The organism is Pseudomonas sp. NPDC089741 (assembly GCF_044748825.1).
Lineage (GTDB): Bacteria > Pseudomonadota > Gammaproteobacteria > Pseudomonadales > Pseudomonadaceae > Aquipseudomonas > Aquipseudomonas helmanticensis.
In genome coordinates this window covers 1-26,951 of sequence record NZ_JBIVGT010000005.1, presented here as the reverse complement: position 1 = coordinate 26,951, position 26,951 = coordinate 1, and the positions used below count along the sequence as shown (strand labels likewise).

Here is a 26,951-nt window from a genome sequence, read left to right as displayed (position 1 = left end):
AGGTGAATGTGACCTGAGTGTCTCGTCCAGCTTCACCCACCTGTCACCCTGTTTCCTCTGCCCGAGATTCAGGAACAGGGCGACAGTAGCCCCGAGAGGGGTGTTGCACGCGACGCTTTCCATCAATAACAAGCTTAAGCGGAGTACCACAGATGGCGTTCTTCACCGCAGCCAGCAAAGCCGACTTCCAGCACCAACTGCAAGCGGCACTGGCGCAGCACATCAGTGAACAGGCACTGCCACAAGTGGCGCTGTTCGCTGAACAATTCTTCGGCATCATTTCCCTGGACGAGCTGACTCAACGTCGCCTCTCCGACCTCGCTGGCTGTACTCTTTCCGCGTGGCGCCTGCTTGAGCGCTTCGATCACGCGCAACCGCAAGTGCGCGTCTACAACCCTGATTACGAGCGTCATGGCTGGCAGTCGACCCACACCGCGGTCGAAGTCCTGCACCACGACCTGCCATTCCTCGTCGACTCGGTCCGCACCGAACTGAACCGTCGCGGCTACAGCATCCACACCCTGCAAACCACCGTGCTCAGCGTGCGTCGTGGCAGCAAGGGCGAATTGCTGGAAATCCTGCCAAAAGGCAGCACCGGCGAAGGCGTTCTGCACGAATCGCTGATGTACCTGGAAATCGACCGCTGCGCCAACGCGGCCGAACTGAATGTGCTGAGCAAAGAGCTGGAACAGGTTCTCGGTGAAGTCCGCGTCGCGGTCGCCGATTTCGAGCCGATGAAAGCCAAGGTGCAGGACATCCTCACCCGGCTCGACAACAGCGCGTTCGCCGTCGATACCGACGAAAAGAACGAGATCAAGAGCTTCCTGGAATGGCTGGTGGGCAACCACTTCACCTTCCTCGGCTACGAAGAGTTCGTGGTTACCGATCAGGCCGATGGCGGCCACATCGAGTACGACCAGAATTCCTTCCTCGGCCTGACCAAACTGCTGCGCACCGGCCTGACCTACGATGACCTGCGCATCGAAGATTACGCGGTGAACTACCTGCGCGAACCGACCCTGCTGTCGTTCGCCAAGGCTGCGCACCCGAGCCGTGTACACCGTCCGGCGTACCCGGATTACGTGTCGATCCGTGAAATCGACGCCGACGGCAAAGTCATCAAGGAACACCGCTTCATGGGCCTGTACACCTCCTCGGTGTATGGCGAGAGCGTGCGGGTCATCCCGTTCATCCGCCGCAAGGTCGAAGAAATCGAACGCCGCTCCGGCTTCCAGTCCAAGGCTCACCTGGGCAAGGAACTGGCGCAGGTGCTCGAAGTATTGCCGCGTGACGACCTGTTCCAGACCCCGGTCGACGAACTGTTCACCACCGTGATGTCGATCGTGCAGATCCAGGAACGCAACAAGATCCGCGTGTTCCTGCGCAAAGACCCGTACGGTCGCTTCTGCTACTGCCTGGCCTACGTGCCGCGCGACATCTACTCCACCGAAGTTCGCCAGAAGATCCAGCAAGTGCTGATGGAACGCCTGAAGGCTTCCGATTGCGAATTCTGGACGTTCTTCTCCGAGTCGGTACTGGCGCGCGTGCAGTTGATCCTGCGTGTCGACCCGAAAAACCGTCTCGACATCGACCCGGTGCTGCTGGAAAAAGAAGTCGTGCAAGCGTGCCGCAGCTGGCAGGACGACTACGCCGCACTGACCGTCGAAAGCTTCGGCGAAGCCCACGGCACCAACGTGCTGGCGGACTTCCCGAAAGGCTTTCCGGCCGGCTACCGCGAGCGTTTCGCTGCGCATTCGGCCGTGGTCGACATGCAGCACCTGCTGAGCCTCAACGAAAAAAATCCGCTGGTGATGAGCTTCTATCAGCCGCTCGGTCAGGTCTCCGGCCAGCGCGAGCTGCATTGCAAGCTGTACCACGCCGACACCCCGCTGGCGCTGTCCGACGTGCTGCCGATCCTGGAAAACCTCGGTCTGCGCGTACTGGGTGAATTCCCGTACCGTCTGCGTCACACCAATGGCCGCGAGTTCTGGATTCACGACTTCGCGTTCACCGCCGCTGAAGGTCTGGACCTCGACATCCAGCAACTCAACGACACCCTGCAGGACGCCTTTGTCCACATCGTCCGTGGCGAAGCCGAGAACGATGCGTTCAACCGTCTGGTACTGACCGCCGGCCTGCCATGGCGCGACGTTGCGCTGCTGCGTGCTTACGCGCGTTACCTGAAGCAGATTCGTCTGGGCTTCGATCTGGGCTACATCGCCAGCACCCTGAACAACCACACCGACATCGCTCGCGAACTGACCCGGTTGTTCAAGACCCGCTTCTATCTGGCGCGCAAACTCAGCGATGAAGATCTGGAAGACAAGCAACAGCGTCTGGAACAAGCGATTCTGACCGCACTGGACGACGTCCAGGTGCTCAACGAAGACCGCATCCTGCGTCGTTACCTCGACCTGATCAAAGCAACCCTGCGGACCAACTTCTATCAGACTGATGCCAACGGCCAGAACAAGTCGTACTTCAGCTTCAAGTTCAACCCGCACGCGATCCCTGAACTGCCGAAGCCAGTGCCGAAGTTCGAAATCTTCGTCTACTCGCCTCGCGTTGAAGGCGTGCACCTGCGCTTCGGTAACGTTGCCCGTGGTGGTCTGCGCTGGTCCGACCGTGAAGAAGACTTCCGTACCGAAGTCCTCGGCCTGGTGAAAGCTCAACAAGTGAAAAACTCGGTCATCGTGCCAGTGGGTGCGAAGGGCGGCTTCCTGCCGCGTCGCCTGCCACTGGGCGGCAGCCGTGACGAGATCGCGGCCGAGGGCATCGCCTGCTACCGCATCTTCATTTCCGGCCTGTTGGACATCACCGACAACCTGAAAGACGGCGCGCTGGTGCCGCCATTGAACGTGGTTCGCCACGACGATGACGACCCGTACCTGGTCGTGGCAGCGGACAAGGGCACTGCAACCTTCTCCGACATCGCCAATGGCATCGCCATCGACTACGGCTTCTGGCTGGGTGACGCGTTTGCGTCCGGTGGTTCGGCCGGTTACGACCACAAGAAAATGGGCATTACCGCCAAAGGCGCGTGGGTCGGCGTACAACGTCACTTCCGCGAGCGCGGCATCAATGTTCAGGAAGACAGCATCACTGTGGTCGGCGTCGGCGACATGGCCGGTGACGTGTTCGGTAACGGCCTGTTGATGTCCGACAAGCTGCAACTGGTCGCGGCCTTCAACCACCTGCACATCTTCATCGATCCAAACCCGAACCCGGCGACCAGCTTCGTCGAGCGTCAGCGCATGTTCGACCTGCCGCGTTCGGCCTGGACCGACTACGACACCAGCATCATGTCCGAAGGTGGCGGTATCTTCTCGCGCAGCGCGAAGAGCATCGCGATCTCGCCGCAAATGCAGGAACGCTTCGCCATCAAGGCTGACAAGCTGACCCCGACCGAACTGCTCAACGCCTTGCTCAAGGCGCCGGTGGATCTGTTGTGGAACGGCGGTATCGGCACTTACGTCAAGGCCAGCACTGAAAGCCACGCCGATGTCGGCGACAAGGCCAACGATGCACTGCGCGTGAACGGCAACGAGTTGCGCTGCAAGGTCGTGGGCGAGGGCGGTAACCTCGGCATGACCCAACTGGGTCGTGTCGAATTCGGTCTGAATGGCGGCGGTTCCAACACCGACTTCATCGACAACGCCGGTGGCGTGGACTGCTCCGACCACGAAGTGAACATCAAGATCCTGCTGAACGAAGTGGTTCAGGCCGGTGACATGACCGACAAGCAACGCAACCAGTTGCTGGCGAGCATGACCGACGAAGTCGGCAATCTGGTGCTGGGCAACAACTACAAGCAGACTCAGGCCCTGTCCCTGGCGGCGCGTCGTGCGTATGCGCGCATCGCTGAGTACAAGCGTCTGATGAGCGATCTGGAAGGCCGTGGCAAGCTGGACCGTGCCATCGAATTCCTGCCGACCGAAGAGCAGATCAACGAGCGCATTGCTGAAGGCCACGGTCTGACCCGTCCTGAGCTGTCGGTGCTGATTTCCTACAGCAAGATCGACCTCAAGGAGCAGCTGTTGGGTTCCTTGGTGCCGGACGACGATTACCTGACCCGCGACATGGAAACGGCGTTCCCGCCGACTCTGGTCAGCAAGTTCTCCGAAGCCATGCGTCGTCACCGTCTGAAGCGCGAGATCGTCAGCACCCAGATCGCCAACGACCTGGTCAACCACATGGGCATCACCTTCGTTCAACGACTCAAAGAGTCGACCGGCATGAGCCCGGCGAACGTCGCTGGCGCTTATGTGATCGTGCGCGACATCTTCCACCTCCCGCACTGGTTCCGTCAGATCGAAGCGCTGGACTACCAAGTCAGCGCTGATGTGCAGCTGGAGCTGATGGACGAGCTGATGCGTCTGGGCCGTCGCGCTACGCGCTGGTTCCTGCGTGCCCGTCGCAACGAGCAGAACGCTGCCCGTGACGTCGCGCATTTCGGTCCGCACCTGAAAGAGCTGGGCCTGAAACTCGACGAACTGCTGAGCGGCGAAATCCGTGAAAACTGGCAGGCGCGCTATCAGGCTTACGTCGAAGCCGGTGTCCCGGAATTGCTGGCGCGTATGGTTGCGGGCACCTCGCACCTGTACACGCTGCTGCCGATCATCGAAGCCTCCGACGTGACTGGCCAGAACCCTGCAGAAGTGGCGAAAGCTTACTTCGCTGTGGGCAGTGCGCTGGACATCACCTGGTACCTGCAACAGATCAGCGCACTGCCGGTTGAAAACAACTGGCAAGCTCTGGCCCGTGAAGCGTTCCGTGACGATGTCGACTGGCAGCAACGTGCGATCACCATCTCTGTCCTGCAACAGGGCGACGGCACACTGGACGTGGAAGCACGTCTGGCGCTGTGGATGGAACAACACGAAAGCATGATCTCGCGCTGGCGCGCCATGCTGGTGGAAATCCGTGCGGCGAGCGGCACGGACTACGCCATGTATGCAGTGGCCAACCGTGAACTGCTGGATCTGGCGTTGAGTGGGCAAGCGGTAGTGCCTGCGGTGACTGCGAATGCCGAGCTTGAACTGGCGTAAGTAGTGGCTGAATGAAAAAGCCCCGGTGTCGAGAGATGCCGGGGCTTTTTTATGTCTCTGGATTCGTACCGACCGGTGTAGGAGCTGCCGAAGGCTGCGATCTTTTGCCTTTTAAAGATCAAGATCAAAAGATCGCAGCCTTCGGCAGCTCCTACAGGGGGCAGGTATCAATACAACTTCTGACCTTGTTTGTTATCGAGCATCGATACTTTGTCCGAAGGCCGAGCGACTAAATTGTTGAGCGATTGGTCAAACTTCTGCAACGCCTTAACTTGCACATCCTGCTGCTGATTAATATCCGCAACAATCTCTTCCGACCGCTTGAAGTCCGCCCACACCGGCGTCAACTCACGTGCATCCGAACCTTTCGCCGTACCGATATAGTTCAACTGCGCATCATAAAAATCGGCACTGACATCGGCCTTGATATCGGAGCTGCGCGAGGTAATCAACTGGCTGTGAGTGTCGACGATTGCCACCACATCCGGCTTGGCCGCACGCAGGCTTTGCATGTCTGGATAGACCGTCACCGAGCCAAATTGACGTTGCAGCGAAGCATTCACCCATTCCACGGCCATGTCCGGTTTCGAACTGGCGACGTAGGCGTCATGTATCGGTTGCACCAGCAGGCTCTGGCCGAAACCGGTGCCGGCGTTGGCCTGATAGTCGCGCAGGTATTCGCGGTTGCTTTGCGTGCTTGGGCTGTAGACCACGCCGAGCGACACGCCGGGACCACTTTTCACCTGGGCGGCACTGCTGCGGCCGACCGGTTGGGTGAAGAGTGTGTCGAGGGACGAAACCGCTTTGGGTGCGGTGGGGACAGAACAGGCGGACAAGGCTAAAACCGATATCGCCAAGGTACTGGCAAAGGCAAGTTTCATGGTGTTTCTCCCGTGAAACAACATCAGTCGGAAAGTTTGAGTAGTCGTCGACGACGACCGTTAATTCAGACTAAACCTGGCGGGCTGTAAGTAACCTGACAATTTGCTGTCTTGTTTAGTGTTGAATAGTTTTATTTGCTGTAACCCGACCCGGTTAATTGCGTCGGGAAATAAAAAGGCGCAAATCGATGATTTGCGCCTTTTTATTTATGGCTGATTAAACATCCATCAGTTTTTCAGCGGGATCAATACTTGCTCGTCCGGGGACAGCACCATGAACACCAGCAACTTGGCAGGCTTGGTGGCGCTGGCGTTTTTTGACACCAGATGCTCGGAGCCAGCCGGTTCGTACCAGAACTGACCTTTCTTGTAGGTAATCGCCTGTTCGCCCTTCACTTGAGAGATCACTTCGCCTTCGAGCACGTAAGCCATCGCGGTGCCGTCGTGTTTGTGGGCGATGGAGGCCTGGCCGGGTTTGTAGTCGACCTCAATCATCATGGCTTTTTTGCCAGGGGCGTTTTTCAGCACCTGGTCTTGGAGGACGGTGACTTTTTCCGACGGGTCGTGGGCGAAAGCGGCCGAAGTGAAAAGGCTCAGGGCGAGGGCGGCGGCGAAGAAGGGCAGGGCTTTCATGGCGGGTTACCTGTGAGGGTTGGGGGTGCAATCACAGTAGTCCGCGAGGTGGAGCATTCAAACGGCCAATATTCGGGAAGATCAGGTGACCAATTCAGGGAATCCAAAAGCCAAAGATCGCAGCCTTCGGCAGCTCCTACACCGATCTCTGTAGGAGCTGCCGAAGGCTGCGATCTTTTGATCTTGCTTTAAACAATAGGGAAGCTGTTGAAGTCGACGCTATTGGCCAGCCGGCTATCGATCAGGTCGATAAACCCCTGCGCCTCAGGACGGTTGAAATGCGCCTGCATCGCCGCTTCGGACTGCCAACGGGCACTGACCGTCCAGCGGTGGCTGTCCTCGGGGCAGCGGTCGACCAGGTAGGAATCGCAGCCCGGCGTTTCGCGCAGGGTTTCGACAATCTTCTGCAGTTGCCTGCCCAGTTCATCCGAGCGGCCGGCGGCAGCCTGCACCTGGACCGTATTGATCACTTCGTTGGACATTGCTCACACTCCTGAATCAGGCCGGACGAATCCTGCTCACTGAGGGATAACGTCTGTGCAGGATAGGCCTGCACCCCCGGAACACCAATAACCAATCGGCGGTTAAATCTTCAGACCAATGCCTTCAGGCGACCTGCTGCAGGATGTCGCGCAGGCGATCGAGGGCGATATCGATGTCCAGCGTGTCGATGGCGCCGAAACCGAAGTACAAACCGTCTTTCGGCGGTTGCTGATAATAGAAGCCGTTGATCGAGTACAAACCGACCTCGACCTTCTTCGCCAGCTCGATCAGCAGCGGCAAGTCGATCGGCACCTTGCAGAACACCGCCATGTGGAACCCGGCGCTGGCCGGTACCGCCGCAAGCCACGGCGCGAGATCGCTGGCCATGCGCGCCAGAATACGCTCGCGGCGCTGCGCATAAATCGCGTGGCAGCGGCGAATGTGCTTGAGCAGATAACCTTCGGCGATGAACTTGGCCAACGCCCATTGTGGCAGCGTCGAAGCGTGCAGATCGGTGAGCTGCTTGGCGCGGATCACCGCCTCGAGAATGGCCGGCGGCAGAATCGCGTAACCCAGGCGCAGCTCGGGCAGCAGGGTCTTCGAGAAGGTCCCGACGTAGGCGACGATGCCACGCTGATCGAGATTGAACAGCGAATCGGTCGGCCGGCCTTCGTAGCGGAACTCGCTGTCATAGTCGTCCTCGATGATGATCGCGCCCAACTCATGCGCGCGAGCCAGCAAGGCTTCACGGCGCGCCTGACTCATCGGCATGCCCAGCGGAAACTGGTGCGACGGCGTCACATAGATGAGCCGCGTGCCCTCGGGAATGTGCTCGACCTGAATGCCCTCGGCATCCACCGGAATCCCGACCACCTCGGCGCCATGCGTGCCGAACAGCAGGCGTGCCGGCGGATAACCGGGGTCTTCCATCGCCACCAGACTGCCGGGGCGGATCAGCACGCGGGTGATCAGGTCCAGCGCCTGTTGCGCGCCGTTGCACACGACGATGTCTTCGTCCTGACAGTTGATCCCACGGGAAAACGCGATGTGCCGGGCAATCGCATTGCGCAGCGCGGGCAGGCCTTCGGCGACGCTGTAGAAGCCTTTCGACTGGGCCATCTGACGCATCGCATGGGACACGCAGCGGCGCCACTCGTCCTGCGGAAACTGGCCCTTGCTGGTGGCGCCGCCGATAAAGTCGTAGCGCAACGAGCCTTCCAGCGTCGGATGACGCAGGAACACCGGCAGATTGCGCCAGCTCTCGATCACCTCGGCACTGGCCAGCTCGGTGTGGCTTTGTTTGCGCTGGGCCTGCGCCGGGCGCGCGTTGACGTAGGTGCCTTTGCCGATCACCCCGGTGAGGAAGTTTTCGTAGGTCAGTTGCGCGTAGGTGTCGGAAATGGTCTTGCGCGAGATGCCCAGTTGCTCGGCGAGCAGACGGCTCGGCGGCAACTGCGTGCCAGCCGCGAGGCGCCCGGACTCAATGGCCCCGCGCAGTTGCTGATACAACTGACCGGCGAGATCCTTGCGGCCGTTGATCACGACGTGAAGTTCCATACCGACAAGGCTCCCGAGACTGATTGAGGTGCCCGCCAGAGTACCGCCGTTGCACGATCCACAATAGTTGCGCAGCCCAAAAAACCAAAATTGGCGCAAATCCCTGTAGGAGCTGCCGAAGGCTGCGATCTTTTGATCTTGCTTTTCAAAAGACAACATCAAAAGATCGCAGCCTTCGGCAGCTCCTACAGGAGATTGGTGTTTTGATCGTTCCCACGCTCCGCGTGGTAACTCCTCTCGTGACGCTCTGCGTCACAGTGGACGCGGAGCGTCCATGGCTGCATTCCCACGCGGAGCGTGGGAACGATCATTGGTGTTTAGCGGGGATTCAGTGGTGTAGCGGTTTTTCGTGCAATTGGGGCTGTAATGCGCCGCTGTCGGCGTTTACGGTGAACTCATTATTCCGCCTCCCCGAGACCCGCCATGTCCCCGCGTCTGGATTACTACAACGCTTCGCCCAAGGCGATGAAAGCGATGATCGCCATGGAGGCGCTGACCAGCAACCTGAGCATCGAGCAACCGCTGCTGCAACTGATCCGGATCCGCGCCTCGCAACTCAATGGCTGCGCGTTCTGCACCGACATGCACTCGGTGGATGCGCGCCGGGCCGGGGAGAGTGATCGGCGCTTGTACGCGATCGCGGTGTGGCGCGACAGCAACTTCTTCAATCCGCGCGAACGTGCGGCGCTGGGCTGGGCCGAAGCGGTGACACTGTTAGCCGAGAGCCACGTGCCCGACGATGTCTATCAGCAGGCCCGCGAGCAATTCAGCGAAGGCGAAATGGTCGACCTGACCATGGCCGTCACCACCATCAACAGCTGGAACCGCCTGGCCGTCAGCTTCCGCCAAACCCCCAGCGATTGAACCCCCTATGATCGTTCCCACGCTCTGCGTGGGAATGCCTCAACGGACGCTCCGCGTTCGGCTCTGAATGGGACGCGGAGCGTCCCGGGCTGCATTCCCACGCGGAGCGTGGGAACGATCAATCGGTTGGTCGATGTCATTGTGGTGGGCGTTGCGGTTTTACCGAGGTGCCAAAGGTATTGCCCATTCGCGTACTGGTCGCGGCCGGTGTCGCCAGGCCCACCTGATTGGGCGGGCGCTTGTTTACCGGCACATTCAGCGCCTCCTGATTCTTTTCCGCCGCCGCAGCCCCTTCAGGGTTGTTGCCCATCTGCTGGCTCAAGCAATCGTAATTCGGCGCCTTGTAGCCGCCGACCGTCACTTCCACACAGCCCAACGGCTGCTCCGCATAAGCGCTCGACAGCGCCATCAACAACAGCCCGCCAAGGCTCAATCGCCACAGTGTATTCATGCTCGCCTCCTGGCCGGCCCGACGGGGCCGCGCTATGGCTTGAGTCTAGTGCAAGCCTTGCGCAATTCCCGTGATGGTTTTTTTGCACCGGCCGTCACACCAGAGTCATAAACAGCCCTCAGGATGACGATTTCCAAGGATTCGTCAGCCGTGCAGCGAGGCAGTTCCAGGGACGGTCTTCAGCGTTCAACGACTCTTGTGCACCGGGTGTGGCTGGGGCTGCTGTGTGCCTTGCTGGCGGTTGAAGCGACGGCGGAGCCGGTGCCGGCAGACTTGCGCATGACGCTGCACATTCCCGCGCAGGATCTGGCCCGGGCGCTCGATCAGTACAGCCGCGCCACCGGCGTTGCGGTGCTGGTCGACAGTCAGCTAAGTCGTGGCCGACGCTCATTGGCCGTCGATGGCGAATACACCGCCGCCGACGCTTTGCGCCGTTTGCTCGGTGGCAGCGGCTTGATGGCGCGTTACGCGCGCAACGATGCGTTCACCCTGCAAGTGGCGCAGGTCGAAGACGTGCCGGCGCCGACACAAAGACAGACGCCCGAAAGCGTCGCCGTCAGCCGCAGTTACGCCACCGCCGTGCAAGCGGCGATCGAGCGCAACCTCTGTCGTTCGCCGCTGACCCGGCCCGGCAGTTATCGCGCGGTGTTGCAGGTCTGGGTCGGGCGCGACGGTGTGGTGCAGCACAACCGGTTGGTCACCTCGACCGGTGATGTACGGCGCGATACCGCGCTGGTGGAAAGCTTTCGCAATCTAAGGATCGACCGGCCAACGCCCAGCGCGTTACGCCAGCCGGTCACGTTGCTGTTGTTACCGGAGTCGTCAGGAAAACGCATGGAATGCACCAAATGGGAAGGAGTTTCCGGGGGATGAAAGACACCGGACAAGGTTCGATGGTCCAACTGTTCCTGACGTCCTACGAGGACTTTCGGGTGCGTCTGCGCAGGCGTCTCGGCTCAGAGGATCTGGCCAACGACGTGCTGCACGAAACCTACTTGCGCGTCGACCGCATGGAAACGCCGGCGAATATCGCCCGGCCCAACGCCTACCTCTATCGCATGGCCCTGAACATCGCCGCCGACCGTCGTCAGGCCGACGCGCGCCTGCTCACCGGCGAGGAAGTCGAAGAGCTGCTGCAAATCGGCGACGAGGCCCTCGATCCTGCGCGCGTAGTGGGCGGGCAAAAGGAAATCCAGTCGCTGCTCAGCGCCCTCTATGAGCTGCCAGCGCGGCGCCGCAGAATCTTCATCGCCGCGCGTCTGGAAGAGGCGCCGCACCTGGAAATCTCCCAGCGTTTCGGCATCTCCACGCGCATGGTCGAAAAGGAAATCAAAGCCGCATTGGGCTTCTGCGCCGCAAAACTGGAAAGAAAAGTGTTTCAGCGGTTCGGTCGCGGGGCCGGAAAACCGTCTTCAGAGTAGTGCCCGATTAATCCGTTGAGAATCTGCGCGTTTGAACATCTTTCGACTGACACCTGCCGAGCCATCGGTGGCCGACAACCTGCACAGCGAAGCCCGCGACTGGCTGGTCCTGCTGACCTCCGGCCGCGCCACCGTGGCCGACGCCCGCGCCCTGCGCGAATGGTGCGCGCAGAGCGCCGATCATGCCCGCGCGTTCGAAGATGCCAAGCGGTTATGGCAGCAACTGCAACCGGCCTTGGAGCAAATGCAGGCGCCGCGCGGGTTTGGCCGTCGTGCGTTTCTCGGCGGCGCGATTGCCGCATCGGCGGCGTTTTTGCTGGTGCGCGGGACGATTCCCGGCGGCTTCGAAGGGCTCGGTGCCGACTACATCACTGAAGTTGGCCAACAGCGCCGCTTCGAACCGGCGCAAGGCGTGAGCCTGGAGCTGAACACCCAGACGCGGATCAATCAGCGCTCAATCGATAACGGCGTGCAAGGCTTTGAACTGGTCAGCGGCGAAGTCGAAGTGCAGACCGCGCGGTTGCCGCTGGCGATGCAGGCTGGGGGAGGGTGGTTGCGTGCCAGTCAGGGGCGTTTCAACTTGCGTAACACTGATCAGCAAGTTTGTGTGACTTGCCTTGATGGTGCGGTTGAAGTGGATGTTGAGGGGCGTAGTTTGCGGCTTGAACCGGGGCAGCAGGTGACCTACGACGCGCGGCAGGTTGGCAGTGTGCAAAGCGTCGACACAGCCGCCGTGATGAACTGGCGCCAGCAAGTGTTGGTGTTCAACGGCGCTACGCTGAGCCAGATGATTGATGAGATCAATCGGTATCGGCCGGGGATGTTGTTGCTGCTCAACCGCGAACTCGGCCAACGCCGCGTCCAGGCCCGCTTCAGCCTCGACCAACTCGCTGGCGTTGCGCTGCTCATCCGCGACGCCTACGGCGTCAAATGCACTGAGCTGCCCGGCGGAGTAGTCGTCCTCAGTTAATCCATTCCCGCCAACACCACCAATCCCTGTGGGAGGGTTCCGCCCTTACGGCGGGTCACCTTTTCCAAACGCCGGAGTGCCGGCCCAGCGAAAAGGTAACCCAAAAGGCTTGCTCCTACGTGCGGCCCGCTCGCTAAAGCTCGGGGTTCCTTCGCTCCGGGATCCATCCGGGCGCATCGCCTACGGTTTGCTTCGCTGCACCTCCTCTCGCTGCATTTGGCTGCGCCAAACGGTCGCTGCGCTCCCACCCCCGGATGAATCCCGGAACGAAGCCTTCCGACGTCGCCCGTGGAACAAGATCAAAAGCTGCAGCCGAGCTTGCGCTCATCCTGTTGAGTGGGGCGGCTTTGCCGCTTGGGTTGTACGCACATTAAAAACTGTAGGAGTGAGCCTGCTCGCGAAGACGGCCTACCACGCAACCACCCTCCAACTGACCGCACCCAAATCCCAATGTAGGAGCTGCCGAAGGCTGCGATCTTTTGATCTTGAAAATCAAAGTCAAAAGATCGCAGCCTTCGGCAGCTCCTACAGTGACATCCGATGTCCGTCACTCCAACGGCCCAATCACCTGCCGATACTTCTCCACCCCCTGCGCCGTCCCCCGACTCAACCGAATCTCCAACCCCAACGGTTCCTCCCGCCGATTCCCACTCAACTGCCGCCACCCTTTATCCACCTCCCAAACCCGCACCTGCACATCACTCACACCCTGCAAAACAGCAACCCCATTCCCCGGCGCCGGCAACGGATACCGACTCCGCGCCTCAGCCACCGCCCGATACAACGTGTCGCCCTTGACCCACCAACGCACCCGCTGCAACGCCCCCGGCTGATCCGCCGCACTGCGAATGATGTCCAGCCGAAACCCCTTACTGTCGCTACTGCGCACAGTCAGAGCGGCCGGCGCCGTCAGCGGCTCATCATCCACGCCAATCTTCTTCGGCTCAGTCAACTCAATCCCCGCCCGCATATCGACATCCCGCTGCAACTGATTCAGCGCCCGCAACAAACTGTCGCTCTGCTCACCACTCGCCTGCAAATGACTGTCCGCCCGCGTCACACTGTCCAGCCCCCGCCAGGCAATCAGACTCACCACCGCCATCAGCAAAATCGCGACCATCACCTCAATCAACGTAAACCCGTGCTGATTCTTCATTGGATACTGATCCGCCCAGCGCCATCGCGCACTACGCTCAACCGATTCAAGCCATCCGACAACGTCAATTGCAGCGGCGGATTGATCCACTCAACGTTCAGCACAACCCGCTGCTTCGGCTCCACCCGCACCTCCATTTTCGGACTCTGCCAGGCACGCGGCCGCAACTGCGGATCCTGCGCGAAATGATCGAACCCCTTGCCACTGTCACTGCGCCGACTAAACCGAAACCCCTTGGCATCACTCACCCACACAATCGGCCGACCATCGGCCCGGGCCTCCGCCTGCGCCACCTGCAGTAACTGCGCCACACGCTCGGCATCCTTGCGCAGCAACTGCAGCGGATCCGGTTTGATACTCAGACTGATCGCCGCACTGGCGATACCGATGATCACCAGCACCACCATCAGCTCGATCAGAGTGAAGCCTTGTTGCTTGCCCACGTTCATCGGTTGCGCGCTCCTTTGCGTCGATTTCCAGAGTGCACGGCCAACATGTAAGGCGTGTGAAATAAAACGGAGAGAATTGCCGCGTAGGCTGAGCGCAGGGATAAAAAGGAGATTCAGCCCATGACATTCGCCACACGTGTTTCGCCACCACAAATGGTCCAGGTCCTCGCGCTGCTCGCAGCGCTGGTCGGCGTGGCGACGTGGTCGTCGCTGCTACTGACCTCCGCCGAATCCCACACCCCGGCAGCGGCCCCGCAGTTGCTGGCGGCGCGCACTGATAGCCCGGCGTTGCAGTGGTTTTCCAATCAAACGGCGCCGATGGATATCAAGGTGAGCGGGGTGATGGCGGGTGGGTCTGCTGCGGTGGCGATATTGAGTTTGAACGACGGGCCGCCGAGGAGTTTTTTGCCGGGGGAGAGGGTTGGGCCTGGGGTGAAGTTGGTGGCGGTGGAGGGGGATGGGGTGGTGATTGAGCAGGGTGGGGAGAAGGTGAGGTTGGGGTTGGAGAGGTTGGGGGAGGGGGTGGTGTTGCCGAAGCTGACTCGGCCCTGATATTTAGGGTTGAAATTATTTGCTATCGTTTATTCAGGAGACAATTCATGTTCCTCTGCAAAAAAGGCTATTGCTTCCCACCAGAACTTATTCTTGGTGAATGATCGCTATCGAAAGCGGCCCTTTGCGAACAACATCGCTCTATCGAATGCCGCTTTTCCATACAGTCAGATGGACACTAACTTCGGTGCTTGCTATGAAGTGCACTGCCTCAAGCTAGCTGCTCCACTCAGTATTACTGTAGCGGTTTCGTGTAGCTGCCAAAATAATTAACAGTGTGAAGTGGATGGGGGTACTCGTACTTTAAATGTTGGATGTCAACGATCTTTAAATATTTTCTCAAGTTGTTGGGTAGACAGGCGCATAACGGTTTCGTCTGTCTTGCGCAGAATTTTATAGAATAGATCCGGTATCAACCAGTCTGATTTTCGCTTAACAAATAGTTGATCTTGTATGGATGCTGCTGCGCGAATGAGAGAATCATTGCTTGGGTCGTTCTTTGCACTTTTGATTGAACTCTCGATACAATCCAACAATCTCTGCGACTGCTCGATTGAGGCTTTGTTTTCCTTGAGGGTTTTATAACCGTAGTCGAGAATTGGCCCAAGTAATGCTGTAAGGTTGGTGAGTATCGCCAATGTTGAAAGATCGAAGTATAGGCAAAGCGAAAGTGCGCCTGCCAGAATAGCAATACCACCGATGATCACAGCATAGTTAATTTTTTCTCTAAGATTCGAATCCCAATATAGCGAGGAATTCTGGCAGATTAATACTTGAACGTAATGCGGTGTGTGGTCTGATTTTATTGCATACCAATCAAGAAGCTTGGTGTTTTTGTGCCTTTTTAAGTGCCATTCGCCGTGTCTGATAATGTCTTCAATTCGAGGGGTAGGTCCAGCTAGCGCAAAATTCCACTCTATTTTGAATAGGTTTCTATCAAAAAGTTCTTGGATTTTTGCCGCTTTTTCTCGGTTGGCGTCTATTCTGTCCCCTATTAATAGTTTATCGGTTGTAAGGACGATTATTGAAAAAAACTGCAAGCCAACTCGAGTAATCTGTTTGGATGAAGTCGAATTGCTTGGCAAGCAGTTCGCTATTTAACCCTATGGATAAGAACGTCAGTATCGTTATCGTAACAACATTGAGCATTACATATCCGTTGTTGTATTTCTTGGCAATTGAGTACAGGCGTCGGGATGCGGCAAGCTTCTGAATATTGGTGTGCTCATTTTGCTGTGTTCTAATACTCATCGTCTCACCCATGCTCCGGAAATTCAGAGCCAAATATTTCGCGCCATTTGCCGATTGACGATTTTTCATCTTTATTGCTTTCGAATCTACGTGCCTCAAGTGCTCTTAGATAATCTAGGTTAGCTCTCGCACTTATACCAATTTTTTGCTCGAATGTCAGATTGTTTAGGTCACCTTGATATCCCTTAGGGTCAGGGATTACTTGATAGACAGCGGAAGATATATGGTTGAAAATATCAGGTAGGGATAAGTCTACAAAGCTCGAGCAGTCTGTACGGTACTTGTAAAAATTGAGTATTATATTCTCTAATAGATAGGAGCTCATCGTGTGCATGGTTGCACGGCTATTCCAGAATTTAATAATTCTAATGATATTGAGTACATTGCCATTGTTTTGTTGATTGATCGCTACTGTCCTGTCTTTATCAATCCGCGGGTCAGCTTTTTTCCAGTCCCCGGTTCCATTTGGGATTAGATAAAAGCTAGTGCCATGCTGTTCTACGGTTCTGAAGCAAGGCGCGATGTCAAAGGACCAGTCTTTATTTTTGAGATTCAATAGTATGACTTCCTGTCTTCTGTTGATTTCTGCATTTCTATACTGGTAAATATTTTCTAGGCTTTTTTTGAATTTGTTTAATATTTTTATCGAGCTTATAGTTTCGTTATCATCTTTCGTGTATTGATAAAGGGTGCTAGCTGTATTTGTGAGCGATATTGTGATGTTGTTTGGGTCGTAATCGTTGTAAGTTGCGCCTTGCGCCATCAAACAAAAAAACATATCTACGTCATCTAGAGGTCTTTTTTTTGTGCGGCGGGAAAATGATCCATAGTTTATGTCGGCGTCGGTGTAGAGCGCTGGGAAGTAATCAACTGATGTTTGAAGCCCTTGGATACGTGCACGTAGGGTATCTCTATCCTGACGTGCTAGCTTTGTATCTTCTGGATCTAAATTAACCGTTTCCTTCAAGAACTCATTGAAAGCCGAGATCACAGTGGTAGCCATATCACTTCCCTAATTGAGCGAGTCCCTAAGTCGATTGGATCATAGATCCAGTTCTCTGGCCACCACTGTGCCATTTTTGACGGAAGACTCTTGCCTGATTGTCTACGAAAAGAAATTTTTGCCTGAACCTAGGCATCTATTACGTTTTTGATACTCACCTTGGGCGCCTGCCAGCTCTAAGCTTAGACAAAAATTGCCTGACTCGCTGATAGACGGTCCACATTCGAAGCGATACCGAGGCGGGAACTGGAGCCTTTACAACGCGTTGTTTAGGGGCGTGCGTCACCGCGCCCCCTGTTGAACAGTGCGGCGGCGGTCGCTTGGCCGTAGGAAATAGAAAAGGATGGTTAGGGATGCAGTTTCACACTCTCCAAATAAAATCAACTTTTCCAGTCATTCTCGGGGCGAGGATAGGAAACGTGCTTTAGGTCGATTGAATTGGCAGTCGATAGTTGCCTTTTGTGAATACTACTATCGTGTAAGTTCGAAGTGTCCTTTAGTATTGCGGCTAGTAAAATAGTTGCCTCTAAGAACTTCGTTTCCCTCGGTGAATAATTTTAGTGTAGAAGCTCCTTCATATGGAGGCGACGGTTCCGCTCCAATATTTTTAGGGATGACTCGATAGAAGTAAAAAATTATCGGTCTACCTGAAACTGAATCTTTGGTTGTTTTTACTACGATGGTTTCTGAGTCAGAGCCAGTCGAGCGTACTTCCATGGTCATAGATACCAGGTTTTGCCTGATGCTGGCCGTAGCATCTACAACGCCCTCCGTTTCATTGCTACTCCAATGAATTTTCATGTTCCAGTTGCCATTGAGGTCTGGAAATAAGTATTCGTTTAGCTTGGGGAATTTTGCCCAAAGCTTTCTCCAGAAAAAGTGTGCGCTAACAAGTAAGAATAATTCTAGTGCTCCAGCGCCCCCTAATACAACTCGAAGGAGCGTGCCTGCCGAAATTTCAGGATTATATAAAAACAAAGCCAATACTATTAAAAGAGCCAAGGTCGCATAAGCTTGGCAAATAAGAACCATCATTTTAATTGGAGAAATAATCGCGAACACTTAAAGCTCCTCGAAATAGATTTCTTTACCGTTTTTGAAAATTGCAATGCCCAGTGCTTGTGTGGCCACAGCACTAAGTACAATTCCTTGTATTTTAGAGCCAAATAGAGCCGCTAAATACCGTCCGCCAAAACGTCTCTCACGATTTAGTCGGATCTCGTTAATAATTGGGGGTGAGAAATACTGAGCAACTCGGATTAGTTCGAGCGTTGGTGTCAGAATGTGAAAGCCATCATGGAGATCGCTACTTAGGGAAGATATTTGTGCTAAGTTTTGCACTAAATTGTCATTTTTAGGAACGTTTGCGTTAGCTCGGAGAGGGAAAATAGGTATGTCGAATTTTTCATTCCAAACTATCACGCCGACGCCAGAGAAATCCTTTCCAGCGAGCTTAACAACGTCTCTTAAGGTTTCACTAAGTTTCTCAATCATTACTGCCTCTATTTATCGTGTTGCCAAAGTCCGTCAAGCAAGCTTAGAAAATGCAGAGGCCTTTCTCGCTCTGCCTGATAGTTTGGCCTCCTGCTCTCCGGCGCTGACAATGTCACTCAATAGCTCTCTAAATTCCGACGGGGTTTTGTTTAATCTTATGCCTACAAACGTACCGGGAAATGAAAATTTCGACGTAATAAACTCTCGATTTGAACCTATTAATTTGGCTTGACCACTACCTAGTGCGAACCATCCGAAATTACTTCCAACTTGACTCAATACATACAGGCCGAAGCCAGAGTTATCATAGATGTTTTTTTCTTCGCTGAGGCCAATCGTTCGAGTTATACCGGGGCTTATTGCTTGTATTAATGCATTTTCGTCATTCTCAATTTTGAGAATGCCTCTTAATGAACTTGATATACCTATACCCTCATCAACTACAGCAAACTCCACTGCGCCATTTGCCCAGCGCTGGCCGCAAATCAAGCATTCATTAGCCCCGGAGTGCTCAAAAACATTTCTAATGATTTCTCTGATTGCATAGGTATATATTCTTAACTCCTTGCTGTCATCATGGGATCCGGCTACTACACCTCCCAAGCCTCGAGCTACTGATTCTATAGACTCATACCAAGCGTCTCGACCGGCTTCTTCTGCAGATTCCTCTGGTCGTTTTATAATCCGAATAGGCAGGTATGTAAGGGAGCCCGTTGCTTCGCCAACTTTTTTTCCTGCTTGAATATTTATGAAATCAAAAAATCCTAGATGCATTAGGTACGAGTGAGCTTGATTGTTCTCATTGACCTCGGATCGCCATGTGTCCAAATTTAATGCCTTTCGATAGGCAACCCAATTCCTTAGTACAACCCCAGCCACCAACATTGCAGTCGGTGTAGAAAACTCAAGAACACCTAAATTTATGGTGACTCGCTCTGGATGATCTTTGGCAGAATCTAAGAGATTAAAAAACGACTCTAGATACTCTTTCTCAAAACGCTTCGGAAGATCAATGTTCATATTGTTCCCTAGCTTCTCTTTCTGGCTGAATGACCAAATGTCATCCAGATGACAGAGGTCCACTTTACTCTACGTCGTTACGGAGTCGCTACCATTGAGTTGAGTCCTGACTGGCTGGGGTACAGTTCTAAGAGTGTGACTAGGCCTTAGGGCGTTTAGAGATAATGGTACAAACGTTACGAGAGAAATGTAGACGGGAGATTACGATAAACACCAACGTTTAAAAAGACATCTCCAAACACTCTTCCAGGCTACACATGCTTGCGCCTTTGCCTACAGCTACGCCAGAATCCGCCGGCTTGTGCGCTTTTGGGTCGGATTCTATTGTGGTCCGGTCGCTGACGAATCAGTGATCGGGTTTGGTAGCCCGGCTTAGACTTGGCGCATAGCGTCACCCGATACAGGCCTTTTTGGGGCTGTGTATTTATGGTGGCCATGCGCAGGGCGTCTTCGGGCGCGCCGGTTCTCCAAGTCACCGGTCTACCAACCTTCGTATGGCCACCACCCCTTCGTTTGGTAGCGAAAGATGATGGCTCCTTTTCTATGATTTGGAGATTCACTCATGATCAAACCAACACCCAACCCTCCCGAAACCGCCTCGGTTTCCCCCTACGAATCCATCGATTCCAAAAAACTCCACGAAGCCGCCGACCGCGCGCTCGACCATTATCTCTGTCCACCCGGTTCCACGCCGCCCCCACGTAAAAACCGTGGGATGTACGCCGTGACGGCGGACAACAAAACCGAAGAACTGCTGGTCGATGCCAGTGCAACACTCGCTTCGGCCAAAACCATCGCCCAGAACGTCTCCAGCCTGTTGCCGGCATCGCAGCGCCATGCGCTGGCGGGGATTGCGCAGTTGATCATGCTCGGGGAGTTGGCGGTGAATCGGGCGCTGGATAATTTGCAATTGCCGGAGTGATGCGGGTGCCGGGATCACCTGGTGATTGATCGGGTGTTCATTCTGGCGCTTTCGCGAGCAAGCTCGCTCCCACAGGGTTTTATGCTGATTGCAGGTGTTGTGTGCGACGCTGAAACCTGTGGGAGCATTCGATTGCTACCGCGTAGTCTTCGGGTGGTTATTGGGGCGCCTCGGGACATTCGCGGTCCATCGCGTCACGGTCATGTCATTGAATTGCTCACCGATGGTATCGACGCGCAGGCAAGTTCCTTTCTTCGCGTAGTACAAGATGCAGCGCGAGCTATCAAACGAGCAGGTGTCCAGTTCGAAGAACTTGCGTGCAGCCAACTCCCGCTCCACGCCACTGTATTCATAGCCGTCGGTGGCGTGCATCCGCGTCGGCTTCCATCCTTGCTTGACGAGCTTCGACTTGGCCGCAGCCAAACGTTCACCGACGACGATGTCTGCTGGCCCTCGCTGGTCGTTTCGCGCCTGTGAGGCATCGGCAAACGTTGCGCTGATACCCGTGCAATAAAGTGCGACAAGTACGAGGGTTGAAGCCTTCATTTGGTTGTTCCTCCAGCCGATTTATAGCTCGACAAAAACTCCGAGTACTCGGCACAAGGTCGCGGGTGGGTCAGGCAAATCCTGCGACTATTCTATGTGTGGCCATCTGCTGCCATACAACCATCCTCCCTCACCAGTTATCCTGCGCACCCCGCGAATGACAGGAATCATCCGTTTGGGCACAGCTTTTTAGGCTTTGTCCTACAGCCAGCACTTGGGCTTTTCGATAGCGTCGGACTGTCAGAACCTCAAGTTGGGATTCCCGAAGTGAACAAGGATGATGCATGAGTGAATATGGAAACGTACCAAGGCCCGCACAACCGAACCCTCCAAGAAAACAGGTCTACCGTGGCGTAGAACCGACCGATCTGCACGCCAAGCACTGGGCAGAATACCCTGAGGCTCCCGCAGAGAAACCGGCTGTTGCGAAGCCAGCAGCGGAACCCGGTTTCTACATCGTTCAGCAAGTCATGCCGCGTTCTGCACTAGAAGCCGCATTGTTTGATAAGCCGGATGGTGCAACGCTTGAGAAATTCACGCGCCTCAACCCTCACGTCACTGGGTACGCCAAGCCCGGGCAGCTCATCGTGTTGAGCGATCCGAACAATCCTCAGTGCACACGTGAAGAAGCGTTGCTCATGGAGGCGGCTCAGAAAGTAGACGCGGCACTCAAGCCCATGACCGACGAAGAAGCGAGCTTCATGGTTCGCTATCAGAGCCAGATTGAGTCCATTCTTTCGCAAGGCTCAACATCAATTGGCGTTGGTGAATCGATCTTCGCCAAGAACCTGGGAGACGTGACAACATCGCTGAAGGAAATCGAAACGCTGCACCAGAAAAGTTTTCAGCGAGACGGTCACTTACGTAGTTCGGAGTTCTTTGATGAACGCGCACGACTGTTTGCCAAGCTTGACAGACAGCTCACCGGGCTAACCAGAAAGGGCATCGGTTTCCCTGATCACCCAAGTCTGAAATCTGCCCTCGGCATCTCAAGCAAAAGCCTGGTGCATCACTGGACCCTGGCCGGTGCGCCGGGACAGATTCCCGGTTACGCCACCCACGCGGAAGGTGTCGCCAAAGCAGCCAAGGTTGTGAAATACGGTGGCTGGATTGGTACAGCCGTAGGGGGCGGGGCGTCTTACATGAAGGTTCAAGAAGTCTGCGCAGCAGGCAACAAAGATGCCTGTGAAAAGATTAAATACACCGAGGGTGGAAGCTTCATTGGTGGTGTGGCCGGTGGCGCGATGACAGGTGCAGCACTAACTGCCCCAGTGGTAGGTGCCATTTGTGTGGGGCTTGGCGTGCCTACTGGTGGATTGGTAACCCTCGCTTGCGGCGTAGTAGTTGTAGCGGCAGGCTCATATGCTGGCGGGGCGGTAGGAGGGGCCGGCGGTGAAATGTTCGGCGAAGTGATTTACGAGGTGGCTAAATGAATACCGCTGAACTGATAGTCGGAGGATTGTGTGGCGTAGTGATTATCTCGATGATCATCTGGATCGGGATTGCTCTCTACATTGCACATACCAAGATGGACCTGATCCTTGAACACCTCAAAAACAGCTCTGCCGGCATCAGGTTAGCTGCGCTGAAGCACGGAGGTGCGTGGGGGAGGTTGCTTTTAGTAGGTGGTGCCTCTGGTCTCGTTACGTTCACCAATTTCTACATGAGACGCGGCACGCTCAGCGCCGATGACGTAGAGAATTTTCCTTCCTCACTCAAGCAGAGACTTGTGTTGATGCAATGGAGCGCCATAGCGCTGCTTTCTGCGATGGTTGTGCTGGTTGCTTTGGGGAAATCAGGAGTGCTGAAGTAACCGGATGAGAAACGTGCTCAGCCTCGTTTTAACGCTTGGAGACTAAAAGCGAGTGAACTGGTGAGAAAATCTACTCGACAGGGAAGTGAGTTTGAACGTCGTTGATAAGGTACTTCTGTTCATTGCCATCGTTGATCTGGCAGGGCTAATTCTTTGGATAGGCGTCTGTTTGCACTTGGCCTATACGAAGATGGATTTGATGTTGGAGCACCTGAAGAATTGCTCAGCCATCATGACTCGGGCACCGCTTCGGTATGGTGGGCCTTGGGGAAAGCTTCTGCTTGTAGGCGGCATTTCAGGAATTGTGACGTTCCCTCACTTCTATTTGAAAAGGGGTGAGCTGAGCTCTGAAGATTTGGCCAGTTTCCCAGCCTCCCTTAAACGTAAGCTAGTGGTGCTGCAATGGAGCGTCATTTCTCTGTTGGTGGTCATGATCAGCTTTGGGATCGCTGTTAAGTCAGGTTTTGTTTAGCGCTGCTGACATTGAGTCATCAAAGCCAAAAAAATCTGCTTCCACCTCCGGCACCGAAAAAATGAAAAAGCTTTTAATCGCGGCAATCCTCGTTGTAGCGACCATGCTCTACGTCGGCTACTACAACGCGGTTGAGGATGGCGACATCGAGACCATTGTCTTCATCAAGAAACACCCCATGTTTCAGATGAAGTTCTACAACATCCACGCCAATGATGGAGAGATCAGGAAGGTGGAGCGCCTGACGGCGGAGGAGCGGGGGTGGATTATTGATTATTGCTGGTACCGGTTGGGTATTGATACAGACCTGAGTACTCAGGGGGACGTCGATATGTGCTGGAAGAAATAGCGCTTTTTATATGGCCGAGGTTGTCAGTTACGACTTGCAATCTCGGCCATTTTCTTTCGTCTGTTGGGATAGGGGAACGGATCTGTTGTGGGATCCGAGACGCAATGAAGGTCCCGATAAACGCCAACGTTTAAAAAGACATCTCCAGACACTCTCTCAGGCTACATATCCTTGCGCCTTTGCCTACAGCTACGCCAGAATCCGCCGGCTTGTGCGCCTTGGGGGCGAGTTCTATTGTGGTGCGGTCGCTGATGATTCAGCGATCGGGTTTAGCGACTCGACTTTTTGTAATAGGTGCATCAGCGTTCCATGCTTTGTCGCAGACTCGATGTCTGCGACTCCGCTATGGTGGCTGTATGCGGGAGACCCTTGGGTCTGCCGGGTGCCTATAACCGGTTCGCTAACCTGCGTACAGCCGCCACCTTTCTGTTTAGCGACAGTTATGGCGGCTCCACTCTAATAGGAGCTTCACCATGATCAAACCAACACCCAACCCGCCCGAAACCGCCTCGGTTTCCCCCTACGAATCCATCGATTCCAGAAAACTCCACGAAGCCGCCGACCGCGCGCTCGATCATTACCTCTGTCCACCCGGTTCCACGCCGCCTCCACGTAAAAACCGTGGGATGTACGCCGTGACGGCGGACAACAAAACCGAAGAACTGCTGGTCGATGCCAGTGCAACACTCGCTTCGGCCAAAACCATCGCCCAGAACGTCTCCAGCCTGTTGCCGGCATCGCAGCGCCAGGCGCTGGCTGGGATTGCGCAGTTGATCATGCTCGGGGAGTTGGCGGTGAATCGGGCGCTGGATAATTTGCAATTGCCGGAGTGATGCGGGTGTCGGGATCACCTGGTGATTGATCGGGTGTTCATTCTGGCGTCGCGAGCAGGCTCGCTCCCACAGGGTTTTATGCTGATAGCAGATGTTGTGTATGACGCTGATACCTGTGGGAGCAAACATTGGCGACGGATCTATTTTCTGCCCCACCCAGTACCCCCTTAAAACATTGATGATTTGAGCGCGGCGTCTGCGATTCAGAAAACCGGATTTTCCCTACAACGAACACCGATCCATCCTGCATTCAAATCTGAGTCCGTTCGCCAAAGTCCTGCGTTTTCAGAACGGGACACGGACGTGACCAGACTCATCCCACAAAGCGAGTTCCATGGTCAGCGAGAGCAGGTCCTCGATTCCTACCAATCCATGGAACACTTCCGACAGGCATTGAATCGCCCGGACGACTTGCCCGGATTCGACGACTTGTTAAACGCCATGGGCCTGCATCGTTCCAACTACATGCAAGGCGCGAACGAACAAAAACTCATCGATGCTGTGCGTAACGGTGATTGGGCTCTGGTCAAGCCACGCATGGCTACAGACAACGGCGGCGCCTCCTGGAATGCCTTCAACCCCAAACCCGAGCCACCTCCTGCACAACACTTGGTGGAGGAGCACGCCTACACCTTGCCGCAACCGGCTGAATCGGGTTTCCACATCGTTCAGAAACCCATGACGCTCGCGGCGCTTGAACGGGAGTTGTACGAAATCAGTCCCGGCGACTCACTTCGTCGCGAATTCCGTTCACTCAATCGACATCTCGGTGAGCGGGTCAAGCCTGGGCAAATGGTCCTGTTCAGCGACTCACGTAACTACATGTGCCGGCGCGAAGAAGCACAAATGATGGCCGCTGCGGAGAAGGTGAACGAGGCGTTGAAAGACCTTTCGGATGAAGAAGCTTCGTTCATGGTTGAGCATCATGAGGGCATTGAGCCGTTTCTGGAGGTGTCGGCCGGTACATTGGGCGTTGCGTCATTCATGATCGGGCAGCATCTGGAAGGATTGAAAAACACCCTCAAAGAGTTGGAGCAACTGCATCAGCAGCAATACACCCAACATCGCCATCTGCATTCGCCGGAGTTCTATGCCAAACGCAAACGTCTGATGGCGAAACTGGATGCCAGCCTTGGGCCGCTGGTACGCAAAGGTTCCGGTCTGCCAGGTCATCCAAAACTCAAACGTGCACTGGGATTGTCCACCCGCCGAACTGTTCACCGGTGGGGCAAAGCAGGCGCACCGGCACAACTGCCCGGATATGCAACCAACATTGCGGGCGTTGCCAGAGCAGCAAAGTTCATGAAGGGCGGTGGTTATCTCGGCATAGGTCTGCAACTCGGCGCATCCAGCTCAAAAATCTACGAGGTTTGCGCGTCCGACCGCGAGGCGGAATGCAGGCAAGTGAGATTTGTAGAGGGAGGGAAAATGGTCGGCGGTACCGCTGGAGCTCTTGCTGGTGGATATATCGGAGGGAAAGTAGGTTTGGCGGTATGCGCGAAACTGAAAGGAATGGGAAAACTCGTGTGTGTGCTTGTGGTCGGTGCGGCAGGGTCCGTGGAGACAGGAACAAAGATGACAGAGCTAGGAGAGTTAGTGGGACAAGAAATTCATGAGTATTCCGAGTAATGGAAATCACCAGCACAGTATTTGCCTGGGCATGTGGGGCGCAGATAATGATGGGCGTGATCAACTGCGCAATGATTTTCTACGCCGTTTACACAAAACTCGATGCTCTGGAAAAACACTTTGATGAATGGCTGTACCTATCCATGGACTGTGGTTCATCAGGGGGAAGTTTTTACTCGAGAACTCAGCGGATGGCCGCTGTCAGCCGGCTGATTACATCCAAGAGCGTCCAGCGGCAGGAACCCTTGCTGATCGACGCCGTTCAATGCCTTCCCAGAGGACTCAGGTTCTGGGCGACGAGTCCATTTCATGTCGGCTATTTCGTGTGCGGCGGGACGTCACTGCTTTGGCTATATGGGAAATACAGAGGTTTTCTGTAATGGGGCAAAAAGAAAAATCAATCCTTCGGTGAGGTCGGTTACGAAGACTCTCCCCATGACTGAAATCAAACTTCTGTTCGCCGCCACTGGCATTGCGTTACTGGTGCTGATCATCTCCAACGTTCTGGTGATGATCTATGTCGGGTATTTCAAGCTTTCCGAAATTGAATTGCACCTTGAAAATTGCTATCTGCTCCACAACTGCCCGCAGAAGGGACGTTCTGGTTTTTTGGCGCGCAGGTACAGGCTCAATCTGATCACTGCGTTACTTCGTAAACGTCCTTCGCGCCTGTTGCCGGATAATCCGGGTGCCCTCGAAGATGTCCGGAGCCTTCCGCTGAATTGCGGCGGTGGGTCGAAATACCATATCGATTGAATGCATTTTCTCTGCTGGGAATTCTGGTTTTTTATGGTTGGGCGGAATATTTAGGACTGTTCGAGTAAGCACCAGGCTAGCAATCTCGGATCTGTTGCGGGTACGTGACGGAATGAGGTCTCGTTAAACGCGAACGTTTAAAAACATCTCAAGACACTCTCTCAGGCTACACATCCTTGCGCCTTTGCCTACAGCTGCGCCAGAATCCGCCGGCTTGTGCGCCTTGGGGGCGGGTTCTATTGTGGTGCGGTCGCTGATGAATCAGCGATCGGATTTGACCGTCCGCCCAATATCAAGGCGCGCCAGCGTTCTGCACGTGTTCAGGCATTGTCTGAAATCATGTCGCGGTGGCTGTGCGTGGGACACCTTCGGGTGTGCCGGATTCCTTGATATCCGGT

Annotated in this window: 29 protein-coding genes; 15 read left to right on the top strand and 14 right to left on the bottom strand. The window is 55.3% G+C overall.

The features are described from left to right. Positions 1-152 precede the first annotated feature (152 nt). Positions 153-5,048: an NAD-glutamate dehydrogenase gene (locus ACIPZE_RS07205; RefSeq protein WP_283436738.1), complete on the top strand. Its 4,896-nt coding sequence runs from the start codon at positions 153-155 to the stop codon at positions 5,046-5,048. Positions 5,049-5,215: 167 nt separating this feature from the next. Here ACIPZE_RS07205 and ACIPZE_RS07200 read toward each other — a convergent pair whose 3' ends face one another. From ACIPZE_RS07200 to ACIPZE_RS07185, 4 genes are all read right to left on the bottom strand, one after another. Further along, positions 5,216-5,929 (bottom strand): ATPase, encoded by a 714-nt coding sequence (locus ACIPZE_RS07200; RefSeq protein ID WP_400772154.1) that lies wholly within the window; start codon positions 5,927-5,929, stop codon positions 5,216-5,218. A gap of 228 nt (positions 5,930-6,157) precedes the next feature. After that, positions 6,158-6,562, bottom strand: a complete 405-nt coding sequence (locus ACIPZE_RS07195; protein ID WP_283436736.1) for a cupin domain-containing protein — start codon at positions 6,560-6,562, stop codon at positions 6,158-6,160. A 188-nt stretch (positions 6,563-6,750) separates the two neighbouring features. Next, positions 6,751-7,044, bottom strand: a complete 294-nt coding sequence (locus ACIPZE_RS07190) for a putative quinol monooxygenase (protein ID WP_016984406.1) — start codon at positions 7,042-7,044, stop codon at positions 6,751-6,753. A 124-nt stretch (positions 7,045-7,168) separates the two neighbouring features. After that, complete coding sequence (locus ACIPZE_RS07185; protein WP_400772152.1) at positions 7,169-8,602, bottom strand: PLP-dependent aminotransferase family protein; 1,434 nt, start codon at positions 8,600-8,602, stop codon at positions 7,169-7,171. Positions 8,603-9,025: 423 nt separating this feature from the next. Here ACIPZE_RS07185 and ACIPZE_RS07180 point away from each other — a divergent pair, with 423 nt between their 5' ends. Next, positions 9,026-9,466 carry a carboxymuconolactone decarboxylase family protein gene (locus ACIPZE_RS07180; RefSeq protein ID WP_129393000.1) on the top strand — a complete coding sequence of 147 codons (441 nt, stop codon included), beginning with the start codon at positions 9,026-9,028 and terminating at the stop codon, positions 9,464-9,466. Positions 9,467-9,602: 136 nt separating this feature from the next. On the opposite strand, the gene ACIPZE_RS07175 is transcribed toward ACIPZE_RS07180, so the two are convergent. Further along, the gene (locus ACIPZE_RS07175) at positions 9,603-9,917 is read right to left on the bottom strand and encodes a hypothetical protein (RefSeq protein ID WP_102902194.1); all 315 of its coding nucleotides are present in this window, start codon (positions 9,915-9,917) and stop codon (positions 9,603-9,605) included. A 150-nt stretch (positions 9,918-10,067) separates the two neighbouring features. Between ACIPZE_RS07175 and ACIPZE_RS07170 the strand changes: the two genes are divergently transcribed. From ACIPZE_RS07170 to ACIPZE_RS07160, 3 genes are read left to right on the top strand one after another with little or no spacing between them, the layout of a single operon-like run. Beyond that, entirely contained in the window at positions 10,068-10,790 is a 723-nt protein-coding gene (locus tag ACIPZE_RS07170; protein WP_129393003.1) for a secretin and TonB N-terminal domain-containing protein, read from the top strand. Further along, entirely contained in the window at positions 10,787-11,338 is a 552-nt protein-coding gene (locus ACIPZE_RS07165; protein WP_129393006.1) for an RNA polymerase sigma factor, read from the top strand. The genes ACIPZE_RS07170 and ACIPZE_RS07165 overlap by 4 nt, the downstream gene beginning before the upstream one ends. Before the next feature lie 31 nt (positions 11,339-11,369). Then, positions 11,370-12,308: a FecR family protein gene (locus ACIPZE_RS07160; protein ID WP_400772150.1), complete on the top strand. Its 939-nt coding sequence runs from the start codon at positions 11,370-11,372 to the stop codon at positions 12,306-12,308. A gap of 547 nt (positions 12,309-12,855) precedes the next feature. On the opposite strand, the gene ACIPZE_RS07155 is transcribed toward ACIPZE_RS07160, so the two are convergent. Both ACIPZE_RS07155 and ACIPZE_RS07150 read right to left on the bottom strand, forming a co-directional pair. Next, on the bottom strand, positions 12,856-13,464 hold the full coding sequence (locus tag ACIPZE_RS07155) for a prepilin-type N-terminal cleavage/methylation domain-containing protein (protein ID WP_400772149.1): 609 nt from the start codon (positions 13,462-13,464) through the stop codon (positions 12,856-12,858). After that, positions 13,461-13,913: a GspH/FimT family pseudopilin gene (locus ACIPZE_RS07150; RefSeq protein WP_400772147.1), complete on the bottom strand. Its 453-nt coding sequence runs from the start codon at positions 13,911-13,913 to the stop codon at positions 13,461-13,463. Before ACIPZE_RS07150 ends, ACIPZE_RS07155 begins: the two co-directional genes overlap by 4 nt. Before the next feature lie 120 nt (positions 13,914-14,033). Between ACIPZE_RS07150 and ACIPZE_RS07145 the strand changes: the two genes are divergently transcribed. Beyond that, positions 14,034-14,465, top strand: a complete 432-nt coding sequence (locus tag ACIPZE_RS07145; RefSeq protein WP_400772145.1) for a type II secretion system protein N — start codon at positions 14,034-14,036, stop codon at positions 14,463-14,465. Positions 14,466-14,782: 317 nt separating this feature from the next. Here the strand turns inward: ACIPZE_RS07145 and ACIPZE_RS07140 are convergent, their stop codons facing one another. The 6 genes from ACIPZE_RS07140 to ACIPZE_RS07115 all read right to left on the bottom strand — a co-directional run bounded on the left by ACIPZE_RS07140 (position 14,783) and on the right by ACIPZE_RS07115 (position 19,233). Further along, positions 14,783-15,505 carry an S-4TM family putative pore-forming effector gene (locus tag ACIPZE_RS07140; protein WP_400772144.1) on the bottom strand — a complete coding sequence of 241 codons (723 nt, stop codon included), beginning with the start codon at positions 15,503-15,505 and terminating at the stop codon, positions 14,783-14,785. Further along, positions 15,468-15,716, bottom strand: a complete 249-nt coding sequence (locus ACIPZE_RS07135) for an S-4TM family putative pore-forming effector (RefSeq protein ID WP_400772400.1) — start codon at positions 15,714-15,716, stop codon at positions 15,468-15,470. Before ACIPZE_RS07135 ends, ACIPZE_RS07140 begins: the two co-directional genes overlap by 38 nt. A gap of 4 nt (positions 15,717-15,720) precedes the next feature. Then, a complete protein-coding gene (locus tag ACIPZE_RS07130) occupies positions 15,721-16,719 on the bottom strand; it encodes a hypothetical protein (RefSeq protein WP_400772142.1) in 999 nt (332 codons plus the stop codon). A gap of 471 nt (positions 16,720-17,190) precedes the next feature. After that, the gene (locus ACIPZE_RS07125) at positions 17,191-17,781 is read right to left on the bottom strand and encodes a hypothetical protein (RefSeq protein ID WP_400772140.1); all 591 of its coding nucleotides are present in this window, start codon (positions 17,779-17,781) and stop codon (positions 17,191-17,193) included. After that, positions 17,782-18,213, bottom strand: coding sequence for a hypothetical protein (locus ACIPZE_RS07120; RefSeq protein ID WP_400772138.1), 432 nt, complete (start codon positions 18,211-18,213; stop codon positions 17,782-17,784). It lies immediately after the preceding gene. Positions 18,214-18,246: 33 nt separating this feature from the next. Then, positions 18,247-19,233, bottom strand: coding sequence for a hypothetical protein (locus tag ACIPZE_RS07115; protein ID WP_400772137.1), 987 nt, complete (start codon positions 19,231-19,233; stop codon positions 18,247-18,249). Between the two features lie 562 nt (positions 19,234-19,795). Between ACIPZE_RS07115 and ACIPZE_RS07110 the strand changes: the two genes are divergently transcribed. Next, positions 19,796-20,155, top strand: coding sequence for a DUF6124 family protein (locus ACIPZE_RS07110; protein ID WP_008087957.1), 360 nt, complete (start codon positions 19,796-19,798; stop codon positions 20,153-20,155). A 135-nt stretch (positions 20,156-20,290) separates the two neighbouring features. Here ACIPZE_RS07110 and ACIPZE_RS07105 read toward each other — a convergent pair whose 3' ends face one another. Further along, positions 20,291-20,701 carry a hypothetical protein gene (locus ACIPZE_RS07105; protein ID WP_400772135.1) on the bottom strand — a complete coding sequence of 137 codons (411 nt, stop codon included), beginning with the start codon at positions 20,699-20,701 and terminating at the stop codon, positions 20,291-20,293. A 284-nt stretch (positions 20,702-20,985) separates the two neighbouring features. Here ACIPZE_RS07105 and ACIPZE_RS07100 point away from each other — a divergent pair, with 284 nt between their 5' ends. The 8 genes from ACIPZE_RS07100 to ACIPZE_RS07065 all read left to right on the top strand — a co-directional run bounded on the left by ACIPZE_RS07100 (position 20,986) and on the right by ACIPZE_RS07065 (position 26,553). Then, positions 20,986-22,134: a hypothetical protein gene (locus ACIPZE_RS07100; protein WP_400772134.1), complete on the top strand. Its 1,149-nt coding sequence runs from the start codon at positions 20,986-20,988 to the stop codon at positions 22,132-22,134. Continuing rightward, the gene (locus tag ACIPZE_RS07095) at positions 22,131-22,514 is read left to right on the top strand and encodes a hypothetical protein (RefSeq protein ID WP_400772133.1); all 384 of its coding nucleotides are present in this window, start codon (positions 22,131-22,133) and stop codon (positions 22,512-22,514) included. The genes ACIPZE_RS07100 and ACIPZE_RS07095 overlap by 4 nt, the downstream gene beginning before the upstream one ends. Before the next feature lie 85 nt (positions 22,515-22,599). After that, positions 22,600-22,986 (top strand): hypothetical protein, encoded by a 387-nt coding sequence (locus ACIPZE_RS07090; RefSeq protein WP_400772131.1) that lies wholly within the window; start codon positions 22,600-22,602, stop codon positions 22,984-22,986. Positions 22,987-23,047: 61 nt separating this feature from the next. Then, positions 23,048-23,335, top strand: a complete 288-nt coding sequence (locus ACIPZE_RS07085) for a hypothetical protein (protein ID WP_400772130.1) — start codon at positions 23,048-23,050, stop codon at positions 23,333-23,335. Positions 23,336-23,808: 473 nt separating this feature from the next. Then, the gene (locus ACIPZE_RS07080; RefSeq protein WP_095122814.1) at positions 23,809-24,168 is read left to right on the top strand and encodes a DUF6124 family protein; all 360 of its coding nucleotides are present in this window, start codon (positions 23,809-23,811) and stop codon (positions 24,166-24,168) included. 303 nt (positions 24,169-24,471) lie between these two features. Then, positions 24,472-25,797 carry a hypothetical protein gene (locus ACIPZE_RS07075; RefSeq protein WP_400772128.1) on the top strand — a complete coding sequence of 442 codons (1,326 nt, stop codon included), beginning with the start codon at positions 24,472-24,474 and terminating at the stop codon, positions 25,795-25,797. Beyond that, positions 25,797-26,177 carry a hypothetical protein gene (locus tag ACIPZE_RS07070; protein ID WP_400772126.1) on the top strand — a complete coding sequence of 127 codons (381 nt, stop codon included), beginning with the start codon at positions 25,797-25,799 and terminating at the stop codon, positions 26,175-26,177. The genes ACIPZE_RS07075 and ACIPZE_RS07070 overlap by 1 nt, the downstream gene beginning before the upstream one ends. 55 nt (positions 26,178-26,232) lie before the next feature. Further along, positions 26,233-26,553, top strand: a complete 321-nt coding sequence (locus ACIPZE_RS07065) for a hypothetical protein (RefSeq protein WP_400772124.1) — start codon at positions 26,233-26,235, stop codon at positions 26,551-26,553. The last annotated feature ends 398 nt before the right edge of the window (positions 26,554-26,951 follow it).